The 19,017-nt window shown below is 73.8% G+C and carries 17 protein-coding genes; 6 read left to right on the forward strand and 11 right to left on the reverse strand.

Annotated features, from left to right (window positions below; all coding sequences use genetic code 11):
• Positions 1-41: 41 nt before the first annotated feature.
• Together ACZ434_RS12630 and ACZ434_RS12635 are read left to right on the forward strand one after the other, a co-directional pair.
• Positions 42-1,796, forward strand: a complete 1,755-nt coding sequence (locus ACZ434_RS12630) for an ABC transporter ATP-binding protein (RefSeq protein WP_468454743.1) — start codon at positions 42-44, stop codon at positions 1,794-1,796.
• A 120-nt stretch (positions 1,797-1,916) separates the two neighbouring features.
• A complete protein-coding gene (locus ACZ434_RS12635) occupies positions 1,917-2,282 on the forward strand; it encodes a nuclear transport factor 2 family protein (RefSeq protein WP_468454745.1) in 366 nt (121 codons plus the stop codon).
• Between the two features lie 166 nt (positions 2,283-2,448).
• Here the strand turns inward: ACZ434_RS12635 and ACZ434_RS12640 are convergent, their stop codons facing one another.
• From ACZ434_RS12640 to ACZ434_RS12685, 10 genes are all read right to left on the reverse strand, one after another.
• Positions 2,449-2,949, reverse strand: coding sequence for a metallophosphoesterase family protein (locus tag ACZ434_RS12640; protein ID WP_468454747.1), 501 nt, complete (start codon positions 2,947-2,949; stop codon positions 2,449-2,451).
• Positions 2,950-2,952: 3 nt separating this feature from the next.
• Positions 2,953-3,867 carry an urease accessory protein UreD gene (locus tag ACZ434_RS12645; RefSeq protein WP_468454749.1) on the reverse strand — a complete coding sequence of 305 codons (915 nt, stop codon included), beginning with the start codon at positions 3,865-3,867 and terminating at the stop codon, positions 2,953-2,955.
• Between the two features lie 9 nt (positions 3,868-3,876).
• Positions 3,877-4,572 (reverse strand): urease accessory protein UreG, encoded by a 696-nt coding sequence (gene ureG / locus ACZ434_RS12650; RefSeq protein ID WP_468454751.1) that lies wholly within the window; start codon positions 4,570-4,572, stop codon positions 3,877-3,879.
• Complete coding sequence (locus tag ACZ434_RS12655) at positions 4,562-5,236, reverse strand: urease accessory protein UreF (protein ID WP_468455296.1); 675 nt, start codon at positions 5,234-5,236, stop codon at positions 4,562-4,564. The genes ureG and ACZ434_RS12655 overlap by 11 nt, the downstream gene beginning before the upstream one ends.
• A gap of 41 nt (positions 5,237-5,277) precedes the next feature.
• The gene (locus ACZ434_RS12660; protein WP_468454753.1) at positions 5,278-6,987 is read right to left on the reverse strand and encodes an urease subunit alpha; all 1,710 of its coding nucleotides are present in this window, start codon (positions 6,985-6,987) and stop codon (positions 5,278-5,280) included.
• Complete coding sequence (locus tag ACZ434_RS12665; protein WP_468455299.1) at positions 6,980-7,324, reverse strand: urease subunit beta; 345 nt, start codon at positions 7,322-7,324, stop codon at positions 6,980-6,982. Before ACZ434_RS12665 ends, ACZ434_RS12660 begins: the two co-directional genes overlap by 8 nt.
• Positions 7,325-7,398: 74 nt before the next feature.
• Entirely contained in the window at positions 7,399-7,701 is a 303-nt protein-coding gene (locus ACZ434_RS12670; RefSeq protein ID WP_468454755.1) for an urease subunit gamma, read from the reverse strand.
• 161 nt (positions 7,702-7,862) lie between these two features.
• Complete coding sequence (locus ACZ434_RS12675; RefSeq protein ID WP_468454757.1) at positions 7,863-8,039, reverse strand: hypothetical protein; 177 nt, start codon at positions 8,037-8,039, stop codon at positions 7,863-7,865.
• A 131-nt stretch (positions 8,040-8,170) separates the two neighbouring features.
• Positions 8,171-8,590: a CBS domain-containing protein gene (locus ACZ434_RS12680; protein WP_468454759.1), complete on the reverse strand. Its 420-nt coding sequence runs from the start codon at positions 8,588-8,590 to the stop codon at positions 8,171-8,173.
• Positions 8,591-8,753: 163 nt separating this feature from the next.
• A complete protein-coding gene (locus tag ACZ434_RS12685; protein WP_468454761.1) occupies positions 8,754-11,198 on the reverse strand; it encodes a SpoIIE family protein phosphatase in 2,445 nt (814 codons plus the stop codon).
• A 268-nt stretch (positions 11,199-11,466) separates the two neighbouring features.
• Here ACZ434_RS12685 and ACZ434_RS12690 point away from each other — a divergent pair, with 268 nt between their 5' ends.
• A complete protein-coding gene (locus ACZ434_RS12690; RefSeq protein ID WP_468454763.1) occupies positions 11,467-13,608 on the forward strand; it encodes a PP2C family protein-serine/threonine phosphatase in 2,142 nt (713 codons plus the stop codon).
• 218 nt (positions 13,609-13,826) lie between these two features.
• Here ACZ434_RS12690 and ACZ434_RS12695 read toward each other — a convergent pair whose 3' ends face one another.
• Complete coding sequence (locus ACZ434_RS12695) at positions 13,827-15,101, reverse strand: S1 family peptidase (RefSeq protein ID WP_468454765.1); 1,275 nt, start codon at positions 15,099-15,101, stop codon at positions 13,827-13,829.
• A 565-nt stretch (positions 15,102-15,666) separates the two neighbouring features.
• Here ACZ434_RS12695 and ACZ434_RS12700 point away from each other — a divergent pair.
• The 3 genes from ACZ434_RS12700 to ACZ434_RS12710 all read left to right on the forward strand — a co-directional run bounded on the left by ACZ434_RS12700 (position 15,667) and on the right by ACZ434_RS12710 (position 19,016).
• On the forward strand, positions 15,667-15,882 hold the full coding sequence (locus tag ACZ434_RS12700) for a type A2 lantipeptide (RefSeq protein ID WP_468454767.1): 216 nt from the start codon (positions 15,667-15,669) through the stop codon (positions 15,880-15,882).
• Between the two features lie 108 nt (positions 15,883-15,990).
• Entirely contained in the window at positions 15,991-16,797 is an 807-nt protein-coding gene (locus tag ACZ434_RS12705; RefSeq protein ID WP_468454769.1) for a hypothetical protein, read from the forward strand.
• Positions 16,794-19,016, forward strand: a complete 2,223-nt coding sequence (locus ACZ434_RS12710; RefSeq protein WP_468454771.1) for an NHLP family bacteriocin export ABC transporter peptidase/permease/ATPase subunit — start codon at positions 16,794-16,796, stop codon at positions 19,014-19,016. The genes ACZ434_RS12705 and ACZ434_RS12710 overlap by 4 nt, the downstream gene beginning before the upstream one ends.
• Position 19,017: the final 1 nt, after the last annotated feature.

Genomic DNA, 19,017 nt, shown 5'->3' on the forward strand with positions numbered 1-19,017 from the left:
GACGTAGCCTGGCCTTTCCATCCGTCGCCGAGGGGGGCCACGTGACCATCGCCGCCGAGGAATCCGGTCCGCCCGCCTGGCGGCTGCTGCTCGGATACGTACGCCCGCACCGGTGGGCCCTGCTGGGCGGTGCCCTGCTCTCGCTGATGACCGGCGCGACGGGGCTGATGCTGCCGCTGGTGGCCAGGGAGCTGATCGACGGCCTCGCGGACGACCGGGCCATCTCCGGCCCGCTGCTGCTGATGTCGGCCCTGGTCGTCGCCAACGCCGTACTGGGCGGGCTGGGTTCGTACGTGCTGCGGCGCACCGCCGAGTCGGTGGTGCTGGGGGCGCGGCGCTCGCTGTCGTCGTATCTGCTGCGGCTGCGCATAGCGGCCGTGGACCGCAGTGAGCCGGGCGATCTGATGGCGCGCATCACCTCCGACACCACGCTGCTGCGGGAGGTGACCACCGATTCACTGGTCGGTCTGGGCACGGGCGGGCTCACACTGATCGCGACCGTGGTGCTGATGGGGTTCGTGGACCCGGTGCTGCTGGCCGTCACCCTGGGCGTGATCGCCGTCGCGGGGACCGTGCTCGGGCTGATCGTGCCGCGGATCCAGCGGGCCTCCCGCCGGGCGCAGGACGCGGTCGGTGTGATGGGGGCCTCGCTGGAGCGGGTCCTCGGGGCGCTGCGCACGGTGAAGGCGTCGGGTGCCGAGCCGCGGGAGGAGCGCACGCTGCACGAGGCCGCGCGGGAGTCGTGGCGGCAGAGCGTGCGCGCCGCCAAGTGGTCGGCCGCGGCGGGGAACACGGCCGGGCTGGCGATGCAGATCGCGTTCATCACCGTGCTCGCGGTGGGCGGGGCGCGGGTGGCGACGGAGGCCATCGACATCGGGACGCTGGTGGCGTTCCTGCTGTTCGTGTTCTATCTGATGGCGCCGATCACGGAGATCGTCGGCGCGATCACGCAGTACCAGGCGGGCAGCGCCGCGCTCGCCCGGATCCAGGAGGCGCTGCGGCTGCCCGCCGAACCGGCCGCCGGGCCCGCGGAACTGCCCGCCCCCGGCACGGCGCCCGCCGCGCTCGCCTTCGAGGACGTCCGCTTCCGGTACGCCGACGATCTGCCGTACGTCCATCACGGGGTGACGTTCACCGTGCCCGCGCAGGGCATGACGGCGTTCGTCGGCCCGTCCGGGGCGGGCAAGACCACCGTCTTCTCCCTCATCGAGCGGTTCTACGACCCCGACAGCGGCGTGATCACGCTCGACGGCCGGGATGTGGCCGGCTGGCCGCTCGCGGAGCTGCGGGCCGCGATCGGCTATGTGGAGCAGGACGCGCCCGTACTGTCGGGCACCCTGCGGGACAACCTGCTGCTGGGCAGCCCCGGGGCGGACGACGACACGGTGACGCGGGTGCTGAAGACGACCCGGCTGGACGGGCTGGTGTCCGGGCTGCCGGACGGCCTGGACACGCTGGTCGGGCATCGCGGCACCAAACTGTCCGGGGGTGAGCGGCAGCGGGTCGCCATCGCCCGTGCCCTGCTGCGCCGGCCCCGGCTGCTGCTGCTCGACGAGGCGACCTCGCAGCTCGACGCGGTGAACGAGGCGGCGCTGCGGGACACCGTCGCCGATGTGGCCCGGACGACGACGGTGCTGGTGGTCGCGCACCGGCTGTCCACGGTGACGATGGCCGACCGGATCGTGGTGATGGACGCGGGCCGGGTCCGCGCGGTCGGCACGCACCGGGAGCTGGTGACCACCGATCCGCTGTACGCGGAGCTGGCGGCGACGCAGTTCCTGGCGACGGGTGGGTGACCGCGGCCCGGGGCGGGCACGTGGGGCTTGCCCTGCCCACCGGGCCGGAGGAGGCTCGTAGGAGAGGCCGTCTCGGCCTGCCGGAGGTCCGGGCCGCGGCCTCGTCGGGAGGTGGTCATCATGACAACCGCGGCACCGTCCGGCTTCGGCACGGACACGCTGCGCCGGGGCATCGAGGCGGACACGCCGGCCGGGCTGGTGGCGCTCTACGCGGACGACGCGGAGCTGCGCATCGTCGACCGCAACACCCAGCCCAGCCACCCCAGGGTGCTGCGCGGCCGGGACGAGATCGCGGCCGTGCTCGACGACGTCTACAGCCGCGACATGACGCACCGGCTCGAGGCGTGCGTCGTCCAGGGCGATCACGCCGCCTACTGCGAGAGCTGCCGGTACCCGGACGGGACACGGGTGCTCTCGGAGTCGATGCTCACCCTGCGGGACGGGAGGATCACCGCTCAGACGATGATCCAGGCCTGGGACGAGTAGCCGGCGGGGCATCCACGTCCCCGGAGGATTCGGGAGAAGAGAGGTGTGAGCCCGGCGCGGTGGGGTAGTCGCCCGGTATCACCTCCGATCGTGGGAAGGAGGTCCGTGGAAGCGCACATGTTCGTGAGCCCGGGCCGCTTCCACCGAGACGAAGCGGCCCGGACCGTCAGCGCCGGGGCAGCCGGTGGAGGTCCACCTCCGTGAGCCGGCCGCCGGTGAGCACGGCGGTCATGTAGGTGCAGTGGGGCTGACGGCGGCGGTCCGTCGGAGAGCCCGGATTCAGCAGACGGAGTCCCGTGGGAGCGACGGTGTCCCACGGGATGTGGCTGTGCCCGAACACCAGCACGTCGATCCCGGGAAAGCGCTCGGCGCACCGGGTCTCCCGCCCCTTGGCCGGGCCGGTCTCGTGGATCACTGCGAAGCGCAGCCCGCCGAGTTCGGCGTACGCGGTCCCGGGCAGGCGGGTGCGCAGCTCGGGGCCGTCGTTGTTGCCGTACACGCCGATCAGCCTGCGGCTGCGGCTCTCCAGCAGATCGAGGGTGTCGGTGTCGACCCAGTCCCCCGCGTGGAACACGACGTCCGCGCGGGGGACTTCGTCGAGCAGCCGCTCGGGGAGCCGTTTGGCGCGCTTGGGCAGGTGGGTGTCGGACATCAGGAGCAGGCGCACGGGTCACAGCGTAGGCGCGCCGGCGGTTCGCGGCGGCTCGACCGCTCCGTCCGGGAGTGACGCCCGGGAGGCCCGGGGCGGCGCGGCGGCCTGAGCGGGCCGCGGCGGGTCCGCCGGGGTGAGGAGCCGGGCGGTGGCCAGGTCCAGGTGCCGGCGCAGTACCGCCGTGTCGGCGGCGAGGCAGGCGGCCAGGACCGCGCCGGTGCCGGGGAGGGCCATGACGGCGGTGTCGGGGTCCCGGCCGGGTACGGCGGTGGCGTGGCCGGAGGGCAGCGCCGGGTCCACGACGAGCACCGTCCCGGCGGCGCGGCGGCCCCCGGTGACGGCGGGGCCGTCCCACCCCGGTGCGCCGGGTCCCGAGGCGAGCTCCTGGTCGTACACCGGGCCGTGCTCCGACTCGACGCGCACCCGCTGCCGGAAGCTGCCCGGGGATTCACCGTGCCGTCCGAACAGCACCTCCTCCCTCAGGACGAGCCGGGCGCCGCGCTCCAGCACCACCCGCACGTCGGTGACGTGCCGGCAGCCCCGCGCGGCGATCACCAGCTGGGGAAGCCAGGCGAGGGAGGCGTCCACGCCCACGTGGATCCGCACGTCCAGGCGTGACTCCTCGTCGTAGGTCCCCGGCAGCAGCAGGGTCGGGGCGATCTCCCCGAGGACGAGGGCGCTGCCGCGGCCCACCCGGACGTCCAGGCGCAGCAGGTCGCCGCCGAGGGGACCGGCGGCGCCCGCCGCCACGTGGACGTGTGCCGCGTCGGCGGTGCGGCAGGCCCACGTGGTGGTGGGAGACGGGGCCAGGAGCGAGGTGGTGCGCAGCATCACCGGCCAGCCGGAGCGGAGCACGGAGATCCGCGTGCCGGCCCGGCCGGTGCCGGCGGGCGGGACCGCTTCGGTGGCGACGCAGGCCGACGCCCGGGTCATGGCCGCTCCTCATCCGGCGTCGCGGAGCAGTCCGCGCACCCAGGCCGTGACCTCGTGGGCTGCGGGGTCCTCGACGAGGGAGAGGAAGCACACGGGCAGGTCGTCCCGCTTGGCCTTCGCGTCGCGTGCCATCACCGACAGGTCCGCGCCGACCTGGCCGGCGAGGTCGGTCTTGTTGATGACCAGCAGGTCGGAGGCTGTGACTCCGGGTCCGCCCTTGCGGGGCACCTTGTCGCCGCCGGAGACGTCGATGACGAAGATCTGGTGGTGGATCAGGCCGTGGCTGAAGGTGGCGGTGAGGTTGTCCCCGCCGCTCTCGATGAGGATGAGGTCCAGCGGCTTCAGGCTCCGCTCCAGGTCCTCGACGGCTTCGAGGTTGGCGGAGATGTCGTCGCGGATGGCGGTGTGCGGGCAGCAGCCCGTCTCGACCGCTCGGACGCGCTCGGCGGGCAGTACGCCGTTGCGCAGCAGGAAGTCGGCGTCCTCGGTGGTGTAGATGTCGTTGGTGACGACGGCCAGCCGGAGTTCGCCGGCCAGGGCGCGGCACAGCGCCGCCACCAGTGCGGTCTTGCCGGACCCCACCGGCCCGCCGAGGCCGATCCGCAGCGGGCGGCCGGGGGTCCGCGGGAGCGTGCCCGGCCGTCGGCCGGGGTCGGGGTGGCTCTGTGTGAGCTCTTCTTCGGTGGCGTGCCCGTCATGAGGCAAAGAGACGCACCTCCCAGGTGGCGTGGAGTTCGGCGGAGATGTCGAGCAGTGGAGCGCCGTGGGACGGCAGCCGCTCGGGGGGCAGGTGGGCGTGGCCGGCCGCGGTCCGCGCGAGACGGTCCAGGTCCGGGGCCAGCCGGACGAGCACGGCCTGTACGGCGAAGGGGTCGAGTCCCAGCAGCCGTACGGCCGCCGTGGCGGGGCCGGTGACGGCGTCGTGCAGGGCCGCCGACGCGGTCGCGTGGAGGCCGAGCCCGAGGGTCCACGCCACGGCGCCGAGGGCGAGCGGCTGGTGCGGCCCCGCGGGCAGGGCGGCGGCGAACGCGTCCAGTTCCGGGCGCGGCCGGATCGCCCGGGCCGCGCGCAGCAACTGGCGGCCGAGCTTGCGGGAGGTGGCGCGCAGCGCGGGCGCCGGGGTGCGGGCCTCGAACTCCGTGTCGAGCAGGGTCATGCGGCCCTCGCGGTCCGCCGGCGCCGGTCCGTCGCCGAAGGCGGCGCGGGCCGCGGCGGCGAAGGCGGCGACGGTCGCTCCGCCGGTGGTCATGCGTCCGCGGAGGAACTCCTCCAGGGTGCCGGTGTCCGAGACGCGGCCCGCGGCGACGGCCGCCTCCAGACCACCGGAGTGCGCGTGACTGCCCGCCGGGAAGCGCCCGTCCGCCAGCATCAGCAGGGCGGCGCTCCCGGTGGCGGGGTCGTGGGGCCCGCTCAAAACAGGAAGTACCGATGGTTCATCGGCAGTTCGGTGGCCGGTTCGTGGTCGACGACCTCTCCGTCGATGCGCACGGTGAAGGTGTCGGGGTCGACCTCGATGGTGGGCAGCGCGCTGTTCTCCGGCAGGTCGGCCTTGGTCCGGTGGCGCATGTTCTCCACCGGCACGAGTCTGCGGCTGAGCTCCAGCCGCTCGGCCAGTCCGTCCTCGATCGCGGCCGGGGCGACGAACGCCACACTCGTCGCGCCGGCCGCCCTGGTGTGCACGTTGTAGCCCAGCCGGGGCAGCACCGGCTGGGGGGTGGGCACCGCGGCGTTGGGGTCGCCGAGCAGCGCCATCGCCGCCATGCCCGACTTGTAGACCGCCGTGGGACGCACACCGAACAGGGCGGGCTCCCACAGCACGAGGTCGGCGAGCTTGCCCGGCTCGACCGAGCCGACCTCGCGCTCGAGGCCGTGGATGACCGCGGGGACGATGGTGTACTTCGCGACGTAGCGGCGGGCGCGGTGGTTGTCCGCCGCGCCGTCGCCGGGCGCCGAACCGCGCAGCTTCTTCATCAGGTGCGCCGTCTGCCAGGTGCGCCGCACCACCTCGCCGAGCCGCCCCATGGCCTGGGCGTCGGAGGACATCGCGGAGATCGCGCCCATGTCCTGGAGGATGTCCTCCGCCGCCATGGTGGACGCCCGCACCCTGCTCTCGGCGAAGGCGAGTTCGGCCGGCACCTTCGGGTTCAGGTGGTGTGCGATCAGGCAGATGTCCAGCTGCTCGTCGGCGGTGTTGACCGTGAACGGCCGGGTGGGCGTGGTCGAGGACGGCAGGACACAGGGCTCCCCCGCGATGCGGATGATGTCCGGGGCGTGGCCGCCGCCGGCGCCCTCGGTGTGGAAGGCGTGGAACGAACGGCCGCCCACCGCGCGCAGCATGTCCTCCACGAACCCGGCCTCGTTGAGGGTGTCGCTGTGGATCGCCACCTGCACACCGGCGGCGTCCGCGACGCGCAGCGCCGTGTCGATGACGGCCGGGGTGGCGCCCCAGTCCTCGTGGACCTTGAACCCGCCCATGCCGGAGCGGAGTTGCTCCCAGAGGGACTCCTCACTGACCGTGCTGCCCCGCCCGAGGAACAGCACGTTGACCGGCCAGGGCTCGAACGCTTCCAGCATGCGGTCCATCCACCAGCCGCCCGGCGTGGCCAGGGCCGCCTTGGAACCGTCGGTCGGGCCGGTGCCGCCGCCGACCATGGTGGTCGTGCCGGCCTCCAGGGCCACCACGGACATGTCGGGCGACACGTAGTGCACATGGGTGTCGACGGTGCCGGCGGTCATGATCAGCCCGCTGCCGTTGACCATCTCCGTGGACGGCCCGACGACCAGGTCGGGATGGACGCCGTCCATGATGTCCGGGTTTCCGCATTTGCCGAGTGCGACGATCCTGCCGTCGCGGATACCGACGTCGGTCTTGACGATGCCCCAGTGGTCCAGCACCACGACGCCGCCGATCACCAGGTCCGGTGTTCCCTCGGCCCGCGCGACGTGGGACTGTCCCTGCGACTCCCGTCCCGACTTGCCGCCGCCGAAGACGGTCTCGTCGCCGCCGACGCACCGGTCCTCCTCGATTTCGATGAGGATGTCGGTGTCGGCGAGGCGGATCCGGTCGCCCTTCGTGGGCCCGAGCGAGGCGACGTATTCGCGGCGGTCGATCTCAGCCATCGAGGGGCCCTCCGCATTCGCCGCGCAGCCCGCGCACGATGCGCCGGCCGCCGAGGGGTACGAGTTCGACGTCCACCGTGGCGCCCGGATCGAAGCGCCGCATGCCGCCGGCGAGGATGTTCAGCCGGTGCCCCCAGGCGCGCTCGCGGTCGAAGCTCAGGGCCGGGTTCACCTCGGCGAAGTGGTAGTGGGAGCCGACGCTCACAGGACGGTCGGCCGTGTTGACGACCGAGAGGCTGATCACGGGGCGGCCCTCGTTGATGGTCACCGGACCGGGGCCGTGGATGATCTGCCCGGGCGCCCCCGTACGGGCCCCGGACTCCGCCCCCGGCTGCACCAGGCCGGTCGTCTCCCCCTTGCCGGAGCCGGGAACGATCGACTTGTGGCTGCCCGGCCGCTCCTGCCGCTCGCTCACTGGATCGGTCCCTGCACCGCGATGAGCTTCGTGCCGTCGAGGAACGTCGCCTCGACCTGCACCTGGACGAGCATCTCGGGTACGCCGTCCATCACCTCGTCCCGGCGCAGCACCCCGCGTCCGGCGTCCTGGAGATCGGCCTTGGTCCGTCCGTCACGCGCCCCTTCGAGGAGGAACGCGGAGATGACCGCCGTGGCTTCCGGGAGGTTCAGTTTCAGGCCGCGTTCCCGGCGTTCCTGCGCGAGCTTCGCGGCCGTGTAGATCATCAGGCGCTCCCGCTCCTGAAGACTGAGCAACATCGTGTCCTCCGCCGGGTCCGGGGCCGACCGGCCGGGGACCGGCCGGATACAGCGCGACGGGACTCAGCCTGGCACGGGAGCGGGACGGGTGGCCGATGATGCTGGGCCGGTCGGGGGAGCACGCCGGTCGCCCGGCAGTTACGGTTCGGCGTCGGCTCGCTCTAGTCCTCGCCCCTGACGATGTTCCCCTCCGCGTCCGTCTCGGGGACGGTGGTGCCGGTGTCCCGGTCCACGGCGGGGCGGCAGGTGCGCAGGGCGTGCTTGCCGCGCAGTCGGCGGGCGCACGCCCAGCCGGTCTCCGGCCGGCTGGGCCGAGGGTCGCTGATCTCCGTTGTCACGACGCATCATCTTCCTTCTGCTTCCACTGACCTTCGGGTCCCCGGCGCCGCAGCGGGCAAACACCCCGCCGCCGCATGCGCCTCCTCGGCGTCAACTCACCTTCCGGTGAGCGGGGTTCTGGCACGAGGGCTCATGTGTGGGGCCGGGCCACGCTGATGTCGCTCAGGGCCGACTCCGGGTCGCGCTCCATCGCGGTGTCCCCCAGCGTGACGACGCCGACGGGGTGTCCGTCCTCGACGACCGGAACGCGGCGCACGGCGTGCTCGCGCATCAGCCGCACCGCGTGGTCCAGGTCGTCGTCCGGCCCCACCGTCACCAGGTCGTCGCTGCACACGCCGGCCACGGTGGTCTCCTCGGTGTCCACCCCCCGGGCGACCGACCGCACCACCAGGTCGCGGTCGGTGACCAGGCCGCGCAGCCGGTCCCCGTCGGTCACCAGAACGGCTCCGAGGTCGCGGTCGCGCATGATGCGGGCGACCTCCGCGACGGAGGTCTGCGGCCCGACGGTCGCCGGTGCGCCGGTCATGATGTCGCGGACGTGCTGTGCCATGACGTGTCCCTCTCGCCCTCGTTCTCTCGGTGGCGTTCCGGGTACCCGTCGGGGCCCTCCGGTCACCGCAGGCGCGCGACGCGGACACCCGCGTACCGGACGGCACCCAAGTGGTGGGACAGGGTGCGCAGTTGGCCGGCCGGGCGCGGCGGGGGTGCGGTCGTCAGCGCAGGACGAACTCGGCCCACACCTGTTTGCCCCCGCTGACCGGAAGCGTTCCCCAGCCCGCCGACACGGCCTCGACGAGCAGGATGCCCCGGCCGCCGGTGGCCTCCCAGCCGATGCTGGTCGGCTTCACGGGCGTGCGGGGCGAGGAGTCGGCGACCGCGAGCCGCAGCCGGTCTCCCACCAGGGCGATGTCGAGACGGACCTGCCCGTCGGTGTGCACCAGGGCGTTGGTGACCAGTTCGGAGACGGCGAGCAGGGCGGCGTCGACGTCCTCGGTCACGCCCCAGGAACGCAGGGTGCGCCGGGTGAAACGGCGGGCGTGCCCGACCGCCTGGGGCACCCGCCACACCGTCCAGCTCTCCCGCAGCGGGCGCGTGGCCATGCCGTCGTAGCGCATCAGCAGCAGGGCGACGTCGTCGCTGCGGGGTGCCTTGCCGAGCAGGGTGTCGGCGACCGGTCCGAGCCGGGCGGGGTCGGCCGCGGACAGCTGCCGGGCGAAGCGTGCCAGGCCCTCGTCGATGTCGGTCTCGGGCGACTCGACCAGGCCGTCCGTGGTGAGGGCGACCATCGTGCCGGGCTGCAGCCGCAGCGGGCTCATGGGGAAGTCGCACTGCCGGACCACTCCGAGCGGCGGGCCGCCCTCGGCCTCCGCGATCTCCGTACGCCCGTCCGGGTGCCGCAGCACCGGCGGGAGATGCCCCGCCCGTACGCACCAGGCGAAGCCCTCCTCCATGTCCACGTCGACATAGCAGCAGGTCGCGAAGAGGTCGGTCTCCATGTCCATGAGCAGCCGGTTGGCGTGGGAGACCACCACGTCCGGGGGGTGTCCCTCGACGGCGTAGGCGCGCAGGGCGGTGCGCATCTGGCCCATGAGGGTGGCGGCGCCGGCGTTGTGTCCCTGGACGTCGCCGATCACGAGGGCGACGTGGTTGTCCGGCAGCGGGATCACGTCGTACCAGTCGCCGCCGAGCTCCATGCCGGCGGTGCTGGGCAGGTAGCGGGCGACGGCGACCGCGCCCGGCAGCCGGGGCAGCCGGCGCGGCAGCAGCTGGCGCTGGAGCATGCCGACCAGTTCGTGCTCGGCGTCGAAGGCGCGGGCCCGCATCAGAGCCTGGCCGGCAAGGCCGGCGGCGGCGGTGAGCAGGGCGCGTTCGTCGGCGCCGAAGTCGTGCGGGGCGTCCCAGCCGATCAGACAGGCGCCGGCCATGCGGTTGCCGGCGGGCAGCGGCAGCACGGCCAGACCGCCGGGGCCGACCTCGGCGAGGGCGGTCTCCAGCGGGGACCCGGTCGGCCAGATGGCGGCCCGGCCCTCGCGCAGGGCCGCGGCGAGGGTGGGCATGGTGCGCACGGGCGCTTCGGGCCACTCGGTGCGCCACTCCGCGCGCCACAGCTCCGGCCACGCCTCCGGCTCGGGCGGGTCGAGGACGGTGACGACGAGCCGTTCGCTCTCCAGCTCGGCCAGGGCGATCCGGTCGGCGCGCAGCGGCCGGCGCAGCGCGGCGACGACGGCCTTGCCGACGTCGCGGACGGTGACCGCGGTGGCCAGCGCGGCGGCGAGCCGCTGGACGCGGGCCACGTCGGTGATGTCGGAGCGCAGCGTGGAGGCGTCCGCGACGGAGCCGACGAGCCGGGCCGGGCGTCCCTCGCCGCCGGGCAGCAGCCGGCCGCGCAGCCGGATCCACTTGGGCGGCCCGGTGGGCTGGAGCACCCGGAATTCCAGCTCCCGCTCGCCGATCGTCATGTGGTCGGCCTCGACGACGGACATCAGCGAGGGCAGGTCCTCCGGGACGGTCAGGCCGAGCAGGGTCTCCACCCGTCCGTCGAAGTCCTCGGGGGCCATGCCGAACAGCTCCAGGACGGCGTCGTCGACCCGGACCCGGCCGGTGTCCATGGCGAGGCTGAAGCCGCCCGGCGGCAGCTCCGCGCCGTCGGTGGCGGCCGGCGGCGCGGGGAAGGCGACGGCGTCGGCGACGAGCCCGAGGCTGACGCGGTCCTCGGCGTCGAACCCGCCGGGGCGCTCACTGACCGCGAGGAGGGAGCCGCCGCCGCTCCGGCGCAGGGGCAGGGCCGCCAGATGGAAGTCGCGGCTGGGCACCCGCCTCGACTGGGCCTGCGCGGCGAGGTCCTCGGGGCCGAGCCACACCGGGCGCCCCCGGTACGCCCCGGCCACCGGGGAGTGCTCCGCGACGGGGTAGCTGTCGCGGACCCCGCACAGGGTCCTCGGCACCCCGGCGGACTCCGCCAGACAGAGCACCTCGCCGTCCGCGCTGGGCGTGTACACGGCGACGAACGCGGCGCCGGCGAAGACGAGTGCCTGCTCCAGGATCCGGCGCAGCCGGTCGGGTGACTCCGGGTCGGCCGCGATCGCCGCGAGGGCGCCTTCCGCACGCAGCGTTCTCGTGCTGCGTCCCGCAGCGCCCTCACCGACCACGTTGGCCATTACAGCGCTTATGGGGCACCGGCGCAGCCCCTGTGAGCGTTCCTGCGTTCCGCGGCCGACGGGCCCCGCTCCCGTCGCGGGAGTTCCGGCGGCGGGGCCATGGGGCCCCGGTCGCGGGGTAACCGGACAGGTGCGCCGCGGCGGCGGGCCGCTTCCGGTCCGTACTCCCCCGGCATGCAGCCCCTTCTCCCGGCCGCTCGTCGTGCGCGACGGCCCGGCAGGGGGGAGATTGGGTCGCGGGGCGCGGCCGTGCGAGGAGGTGGTCGGCGTGTCCGAGGGGCAGTCGTCCACGCGGGCGTCCGGGGGTGCGCGGACGCCGGTGGGCCGTCCGCTGCTGTCGCTGACGCTGGCCTCGATGATGGACGAGGTGCATGCCCACTCCGGGGCGGTGTATCTGCTCTCGCCGGACCATCCGGTGCTGGAGATGGCGGTGATGGCGGGGCTGCCGCGCGCCTTCGCGGCCCCGTGGGAGCGGGTGGGGCTGAGCGCGCCGATCCCGGTCTCCGACGCGGTGCGTGAGCGGCGGCTGGTCTGGGTGGGCGGCGAAGAGGAGATGGCCCGCCACTATCCCCGGATCGCCATGGTGCTGCCGTACCCCTTCTCGCTGGCCGCGCTGCCGGTGGCGACCGCGACCCGGGCGTACGGCGCGGTGTTCGTGACCTGGCCGGGCACGCATGCGCCGGAGCTGTCCGACTGGGAGCGTGATCATCTGACCGCCGCCTGCGACCGGCTGGCGGTCCGGCTGGAGCGGGCCGCCGAGCGGAGTCTGCCGCTGGCGGCCGAGCCGGATCTGCTGGCCGCGCCGCTGGTGGGCGGGGTGGCCGGCACGCTCGGCTCGGTGGAGGCGGCCCGGATGGTGTCCCGGCTGCCGTACGGGCTCTGCTCGCTCGATGTGCACGGGCGGGTCGGCTTCGCCAACGCGGCCGCCGCCGAACTGCTCGACGTCCCGGCCACCCGGCTGCTCGGCGCCCACCTGTGGGCGTCGGTGCCGTGGCTGAACGATCCCGTGTACGAGGACCGCTACCGGGCCGCGCTGTTCAGCCAGCACGTCACGTCCTTCGTCGCGTTGCGCCCGCCCAGCGAGTGGCTGTCCTTCCGGATGTATCCGAGCACGACCGGCCTCAGCGTGCGGATCAGCCGGGCGCGCGCGGTCGCGGAGATGAACGACACGGTGCCGCCGCCCGGGCGGACGGGCACCCGGCTGGTCACCATCAGCCAGGTGCTGAACCTGGCCGGTGCGCTGACCGAGGCGGTCGGCGTGCAGGACGTGGTGCAGCTGGTCGCGGACGAGATCGCGCCGGCCGTGGGCAGCCAGGGGCTGGTGGTCCTCGGTTCCCGGGCGGGCCGGCTGCGCGTGCTGGGGCACCGCGGCTACCCCGACCCGCGGGTCGTGGAGCGGTACGACGGGATGCCGCTGTCGGAGCCGACTCCCGGCAGTCAGGTGCTGCGCACGGGCGTGCCCGCCTTCTTCGAGGACCGCGCGGAGATCGAACGCATGTATCCGGCGCTGGTGGCGAACCTGTCCGAGTTCTCGGCGTGGGCGTATCTGCCGCTGATCGCCTCGGGGCGCCCGGTGGGGACGTGCGTGCTGTCCTACACGTCCGCGCACCACTTCGCCACGGAGGAGCGGGCGGTCCTGACAAGTCTGGCCGGGCTGATCGCCCAGGCGCTGGAGCGGGCCCTGCTCTACGACGCCAAGCACCGGCTCGCGCACGGGCTGCAGGAGGCGCTGCTGCCGCACACGCTGCCTCCGCTGGCGGGGATCGAGGCGGCGGCGCGCTATCTGCCGGCGACTCAGGGCATGGAGATCGGGGGCGACTTCTACGACCTGGTGCCGACGCAGGGCATGGCGGCGGCGGTGATCGGGGACGTGCAGGGGCACAATGTGACGGCGGCCGGGCTGATGGGGCAGGTCCGTACCGCCGTGCGCGCGTACACGGCCGTCGGGCAGGCTCCCGAGGAGGTCATGCGCAGCACCAACCGGCTGTTGCTGGACCTGGGTTCGGAGCTCTTCGCGAGCTGTCTGTATCTGCGGCTCGATCCGGCGCGCGGGCGGGCCGTGATGTCCCGCGCGGGTCATCCGCCGCCGCTGCTGCGCAGGCCGGACGGGCGGGTGCGGGTCCTCGACCTGGCCGGTGGGCCGCTGCTGGGGATCGACGGTTCGGCGGCCTACCCGTCGACCGAGGTGAACCTCTCCCCCGGGTCGCTGCTCGTTCTGTACACCGACGGCCTGGTGGAGTCCCCGGGTACGGACTTCGAGGAGGCCCTGGCCGAGCTGGGCCGGCGTCTCACCGACCTCGGCGACCTGCCCCTGGACGACCTGGCCGACGCGCTGGTCCAGCACGGAGCGGACGCGGAGAGCAGGCTGGACGACGTGGCGGTGCTGCTGCTGAGGGCCGTGCCCGGCTGACCTCGGGGCGTGGGGCTGTACCGATATGCGGCTCGCCGCGCGGGCGCGAACGGGGTCCGGGGGCAGAGCCCCCGGGGACGGGAAGGGAAGGGGCGGCGGGGGCGGGAAGGTGCTCGGGAGCCGGGGCGGCACGGGGAACACACCCGACGGCGTGGCAGGCCCCGGCCCGCCACCGACGTGGCGGGCCGGGGCCGGGTCCGCGCTGGGGCGAGGATACGTCAGTGGGTCTCGGTCAGACCGGAGCCGTCCTGGGCGCCCTGGTCCGCCGCGTCACCGGCGCCCGCACCGGCCTCCTCACCGGCCTCCCCACCGGCGCCGGCCTGCTCGCCGCCCGCCTGCTCGCCGCCCGCCTGGCCTCCGGCGCCCGCGCCGCCGTCCGCGCCGAGGGTCGCGCCGACCGCCGCCAGGGCCGTGGTGACCGGCTGGAAGAACGTCTCGCCGCCGGAGGTGCAGTCGCCGCTGCCGCCCGAGGTCAGGCCGATGGCGAGGCCGTCCCGGGTGAACATCGAGCCGCCGCTGTCACCGGGCTCGGCACAGACGTCGGTCTGGATCAGACCGGTGACCGTGCCCTCCGGGTAGTTGACCGTGGCGTTCAGACCGAGCACCTGGCCGTCGGCGAGCCCGGTGGTGCTGCCCATCCGGAACACCTCCTGCCCGACCGTGGCCTCCGCCGCCTGAACGATGGGCACCGTCTGGTTGCCGACGTTGACGTCACTGGGCGCCCGGGTGGCCGGGTCGTCGTACTTGACCAGCGCGAAGTCGCCCTCGCCCGGGAAGACCGCCTGGTCGACCGTGGCGATCGGCTGCCCGCCCTGCTGGTCGGACCACTGGTCGCCCCCTGCGGCGCAGTGACCGGCCGTCAGGAACGCCGGGGCGCCGTCGCCTGCGGTGACGTTGAAGCCGAGCGAGCAGCGCGCACCGCCGGAGAAGATGGCGTCGCCGCCGGACACGAACGTCCTGAAGGTGCCCGCGGACTTCTTGATGGTCGCCATGCCGGAGCCGAGGCTCTCGACGGTGGACTCCAGCCGGTCCCACTTGTCCCCGGTCACCGTGCTGTCCGCGGTGACGAGGATCTTGTTGGTGCGCGGGTCCACGGCCCACGAGGTGCCGGGGATGGTCGCCTGCGACTTCAGCGTCCGCGCCCCGGCCTCCAGCTCGGTCATGCTGTTGTCGACCTCGCGGACGGCCGCGCCCGCCTTCTTGGCCTGCACGATCACGTTGTTGTTGTCGCCCGGTACGACGTTGACGACGAGTTGCTTGTTGTCGCCGTCGTAGTAGGAGCCGGCGAAGGCGTCGCCGAGGAGCCCGGCGAGCTGTGAGGCGAGATCCGAGGCGTCGCCCGCCTTCAGGGTCCTGGGCGCCGCAGCCGCGTCGTCCGACGCGCCGTCCTGCGACGCGTTGGCGTTGGGGAGCAGGATCGCGGCGGCTCCGAGCGCCACCACACCGCCCACCGCTATCGCGGCCTTGCGCTTCGGAATTCGCTTGTGACTCAAACTACTCGACCTCCTGGGGGGACCGGAGTCGGGCCGCGGTGCGGCAGTTGGGGGCGCCTGGATGGCTGTTGGTACGCACGGGGCGCGGAACGCGTTCAATCCCGCCGGGACTTCACGGTGCGCCACACGACGCGCACGTCGCGTCACCGTCCGGGAGCGGAAGGGCGGCTTCGGCGAATCTGCACAGCGAATGCCCGGGGAGGTCACCGGAGCCGGTGTCCCTCCGCACGCCGGCCGGCCGGGTCACGGCTTTGGGACCGGTGTGCCGGAATCCGGCCGCGGGGACGCAAGGGGCGCGATGAGCCGATGCCGTGAGCCATGTGAAGAAGTCGCCGCCGAGCCGTGCCCCCGTCTGCACGCTTGAACGCCCGCCGGCGGCACATGGCCTGGTGGGACGTTTGGTTGATTGGAAGCCCGCGCCCGCGGCGTGCTTTGATCCATCGCACCGCAGGGCCGCTTCGGACTCCCGGCTACGGGCGTTCGGCGCCCGCGGTCCGCGGCCTTCGCCCGTCCCCGGAGGGGGCCGCTCCCCCTTGTGAAACCCCATACGAAGGGAAGTTCCATCATGAACTCCACCCCCCAGGTCGAGACCGTCGAGATCTCCGACGCCGACCTCGACAACGTCTCCGGCGGCCTGTCCGTGAACGCCGTGAACACCCTCACGGGCGCGGTGGACGGCATCGCCCCGGTCTCCGGCCTGGTCGACACGGCCGTCGGCACCGTCGAGGGTGCCACCGGCCTGAACACGGCCCCGGTCGCGAACCTGGTCGCCGGTCTCTGATCGCGCTCCCGCGTCACCGAGTCCCGGAGCCGCCCCCCGGCTCCGGGACTCCGTGATGCGTGAACTCCCCCGTTTCCACGCACAGTTCGTCCAGGTGAGGGAAGACGCGTGCAGTTCCGCCAACAGGCCCTCGCCAAGCTCCAGTCCCCCGAGGAGCTCGATCTCCCCGTGCGCTTCGCCCGGCCGCAGGGCTGGCTGGTGCTGGCCGTGACGGTGATCGCGACGGCGGCCGCCGCGGTGTGGGCGGTGACCGGATCGGTGTCCGCCACGGTCGGCGGACCCGCCGTCCTGACGTACGGACAGGGCAGTTACGTGCTGCAGAGTCCGGTCGCGGGCCAGGTCACCGCCGTCCTCGCGCGGGAGGGCGAGCGGCTGGCCGCCGGCTCCCCCGTCCTGAAGGTGCGCACCGAGCAGGGTGACGAGGTGGTCCGCACGCTCGACGCGGGCCGGATCACCGCGCTCGCCGCCGGCGTCGGGCAGATCGTCTCCACCGGCGCGAACGTCGCCGTCGTGGAGAAGGTGGCGCGCGCCGGGGCTCCGCTCCGGGCGACCGTCTACGTTCCGGCCGAGAGCGCCGCCGGCATTCCCGCCCACGCCTCCGTGGACCTCACCGTGCAGTCGGTGCCGAGCCAGGAGTACGGCGTGCTGCGCGGCGAGGTGACGTCGGTGGACCGCGCGCCCCAGTCGGCCCAGCAGATCGCCGCGTTCCTCGGGGACGGCCGGCTCGGCGAACAGTTCACCAAGGAGGGCAGGCCGGTGGCGGTGACGGTCGAGCTGAGGAAGTCGTCCACCACGCGGAGCGGTTACGAGTGGTCCACCGCGGACGGTCCACCCTTCGAACCGGCCTCGATGACCCCGGCCACGGCTTCGGTCCGGCTGACCGACCGGCGGCCCGTCGACTGGCTGCTGCCGTGAGCACCGCCCGGGAGACCCGCGGCAGGCGCCGGGCCGCCCCGCCGAAGCGCACGGTGCCCGCGTCCCGCGCGAAGACCGTCCGCACACCCACCGTGCTCCAGATGGAGGCCGTGGAGTGCGGCGCCGCCTCGCTCGCGATGGTGCTCGGCCACTACGGCCGCCATGTCCCGCTGGAGGAGCTGCGCATCGCCTGCGGTGTCTCCCGGGACGGCTCGCGCGCGAGCAACCTGCTGAAGGCGGCGCGCGGTTACGGGCTGACCGCCAAGGGCATGCAGATGGACCTGGCCGCCCTGGCCGGGGTGCCGGCACCGGCCGTCCTGTTCTGGGAGTTCAACCACTACGTCGTCTACGACGGCATGGGGCGCCGGTTCGGCCGCCGCGGCGTGTACCTCAACGACCCCGGCAAGGGGCGGCGGTTCGTGCCCTTCGAGGAGTTCGACGGCGGCTTCACCGGGGTCGTGCTGGTGATGGAGCCCGGCGAGGGCTTCACCCGGGGCGGCCGCAAGCCGGGCGTGCTCGGTGCGTTGCCGGCCCGGCTGCGCGGCACCGCGGGCACCATGCCCGCGGTGGTGCTGTCGAGTCTGCTGCTGGTGGCGGTGGGCGCGGCGGTGCCCGGGCTCAGCCGCGCCTTCATCGACGAGTTCCTGATCGGCGGCCGGACGTCGACGCTGGACGTGCTGTTCCCGTCGATGGGCGCCTGTGTGCTGCTCACCCTCGTGCTGACCTGGCTCCAGCAGGGCAATCTGCTGCGCGGCCGGCTGATCTCCTCCACCCTGCCCAGCGCCCGTTTCCTGCGCCATCTGCTGCGGCTGCCGGTGACGTTCTTCGCCCAGCGCGGCCCGGCCGACCTGGTGCAGCGGCTGCAGTCCAACGACGCGGTCGCCGAGACGCTGGCCCGCGATCTGTCGGCGGCCGGCGTGGACGCGCTGGTGGTCGTGCTGTACGCGGTGCTGCTGTACACCTACGACCCGCAGCTGACGTTCGTGGGCGTCGGGGTGGCGCTGCTGAACATCGTGGCGATGCGGGTCGTGATCCGGCTGCGCGCGACCCGTACGGCGAAGCTGCGGGCGGACACGGCGCGGCTCACGAACACGGCGTACACCGGTCTGCAGCTGATCGAGACGATGAAGGCGACCGGCGGGGAGGACGGCTACTTCCGCACGTGGGCCGGGCAGCACGCCACGACGCTGGAGGAACAGCAGCGGCTCGGCGTGCCGACGGCCTGGCTCGGCATCGTGGCGCCGACGCTCGCCACGCTCAACAGCGCGCTGATCCTGTGGATCGGGGGCCTGCGGGCGGTCGAGGGACATGTCTCGGTCGGTCTGCTGGTGGCCTTCCAGGCGCTGGTCGCCCGGTTCACCGCCCCGCTGACCCGGCTCAACGGCGTCGCGGGCCGCATCCAGGACTTCGCGGCGGACGTGGCCCGGCTGAAGGACGTGGAGAACTTCCGCGCGGACCCGCTCCACGGCCGTCCCGGCGCGGGGGAATCGACGCGCCGGCTGCACGGGCACGTCGAACTGCGGAACCTCACCTTCGGCTACAACCCGCTGGACGAGCCGCTGCTGACCGGGTTCGACCTGACCGTCGGACCGGGGCAGCAGGTGGCGCTGGTGGGCGGCTCCGGCAGCGGCAAGTCCACGGTGTCGCGGCTGCTCTCGGGGCTGTACACGCCGTGGGAGGGCGTGATCCGGATCGACGGGCGGCGCATCGAGGACATCCCGCGCGGGGCGCTCGCCGCGTCCGTCTCCTTCGTCGACCAGGACGTGTTCCTGTTCGAGGGAAGCGTGCGCGACAACGTGGCGCTGTGGGACCCGTCGATCCCGGACGAGGCGGTGGTGGAGGCGCTGACGGACGCCGCGCTGTACGACGTGGTCGGGCGCCGGCCGGGTGGCATCCACAGCCCGGTCGAGCAGGACGGCCGGAACTTCTCCGGCGGCCAGCGCCAGCGTCTGGAGATCGCGCGGGCGCTGGTGCGCAGGCCGAGCATCCTGGTCCTCGACGAGGTGACCAGCGCGCTGGACGCCGAGACCGAGCTGGTGGTGATGGACAACCTGCGCCGGCGCGGCTGTGCGTGCGTGGTGATCGCACACCGGCTGAGCACGGTGCGCGACAGCGACGAGATCGTCGTCCTGGACCACGGCACGGTCGTGGAACGCGGGCGGCACGAGGAGCTGGTGGCGCGCGGCGGCGCGTACGCGGCGCTGGTCGGGGAGCGATGAG

It is taken from the genome of Streptomyces sp. NPDC030893 (assembly GCF_055571535.1).

Excerpts from the sequence above, each read along its gene's own strand:
- ACZ434_RS12635 (WP_468454745.1), top strand. The coding sequence starts at position 1,917 with ATGACAACCGCGGCACCGTCCGGCTTCGGCACGGACACGCTGCGCCGG.
- ACZ434_RS12645 (WP_468454749.1), bottom strand. The coding sequence starts at position 3,867 with ATGACCCGGGCGTCGGCCTGCGTCGCCACCGAAGCGGTCCCGCCCGCC.
- ACZ434_RS12655 (WP_468455296.1), bottom strand. The coding sequence starts at position 5,236 with ATGCTGGCGGACGGGCGCTTCCCGGCGGGCAGTCACGCGCACTCCGGT.
- ACZ434_RS12660 (WP_468454753.1), bottom strand. The coding sequence starts at position 6,987 with ATGGCTGAGATCGACCGCCGCGAATACGTCGCCTCGCTCGGGCCCACG.
- ACZ434_RS12670 (WP_468454755.1), bottom strand. The coding sequence starts at position 7,701 with ATGTTGCTCAGTCTTCAGGAGCGGGAGCGCCTGATGATCTACACGGCC.
- ACZ434_RS12680 (WP_468454759.1), bottom strand. The coding sequence starts at position 8,590 with ATGGCACAGCACGTCCGCGACATCATGACCGGCGCACCGGCGACCGTC.
- ACZ434_RS12685 (WP_468454761.1), bottom strand. The coding sequence starts at position 11,198 with ATGGCCAACGTGGTCGGTGAGGGCGCTGCGGGACGCAGCACGAGAACG.
- ACZ434_RS12700 (WP_468454767.1), top strand. The coding sequence starts at position 15,667 with ATGAACTCCACCCCCCAGGTCGAGACCGTCGAGATCTCCGACGCCGAC.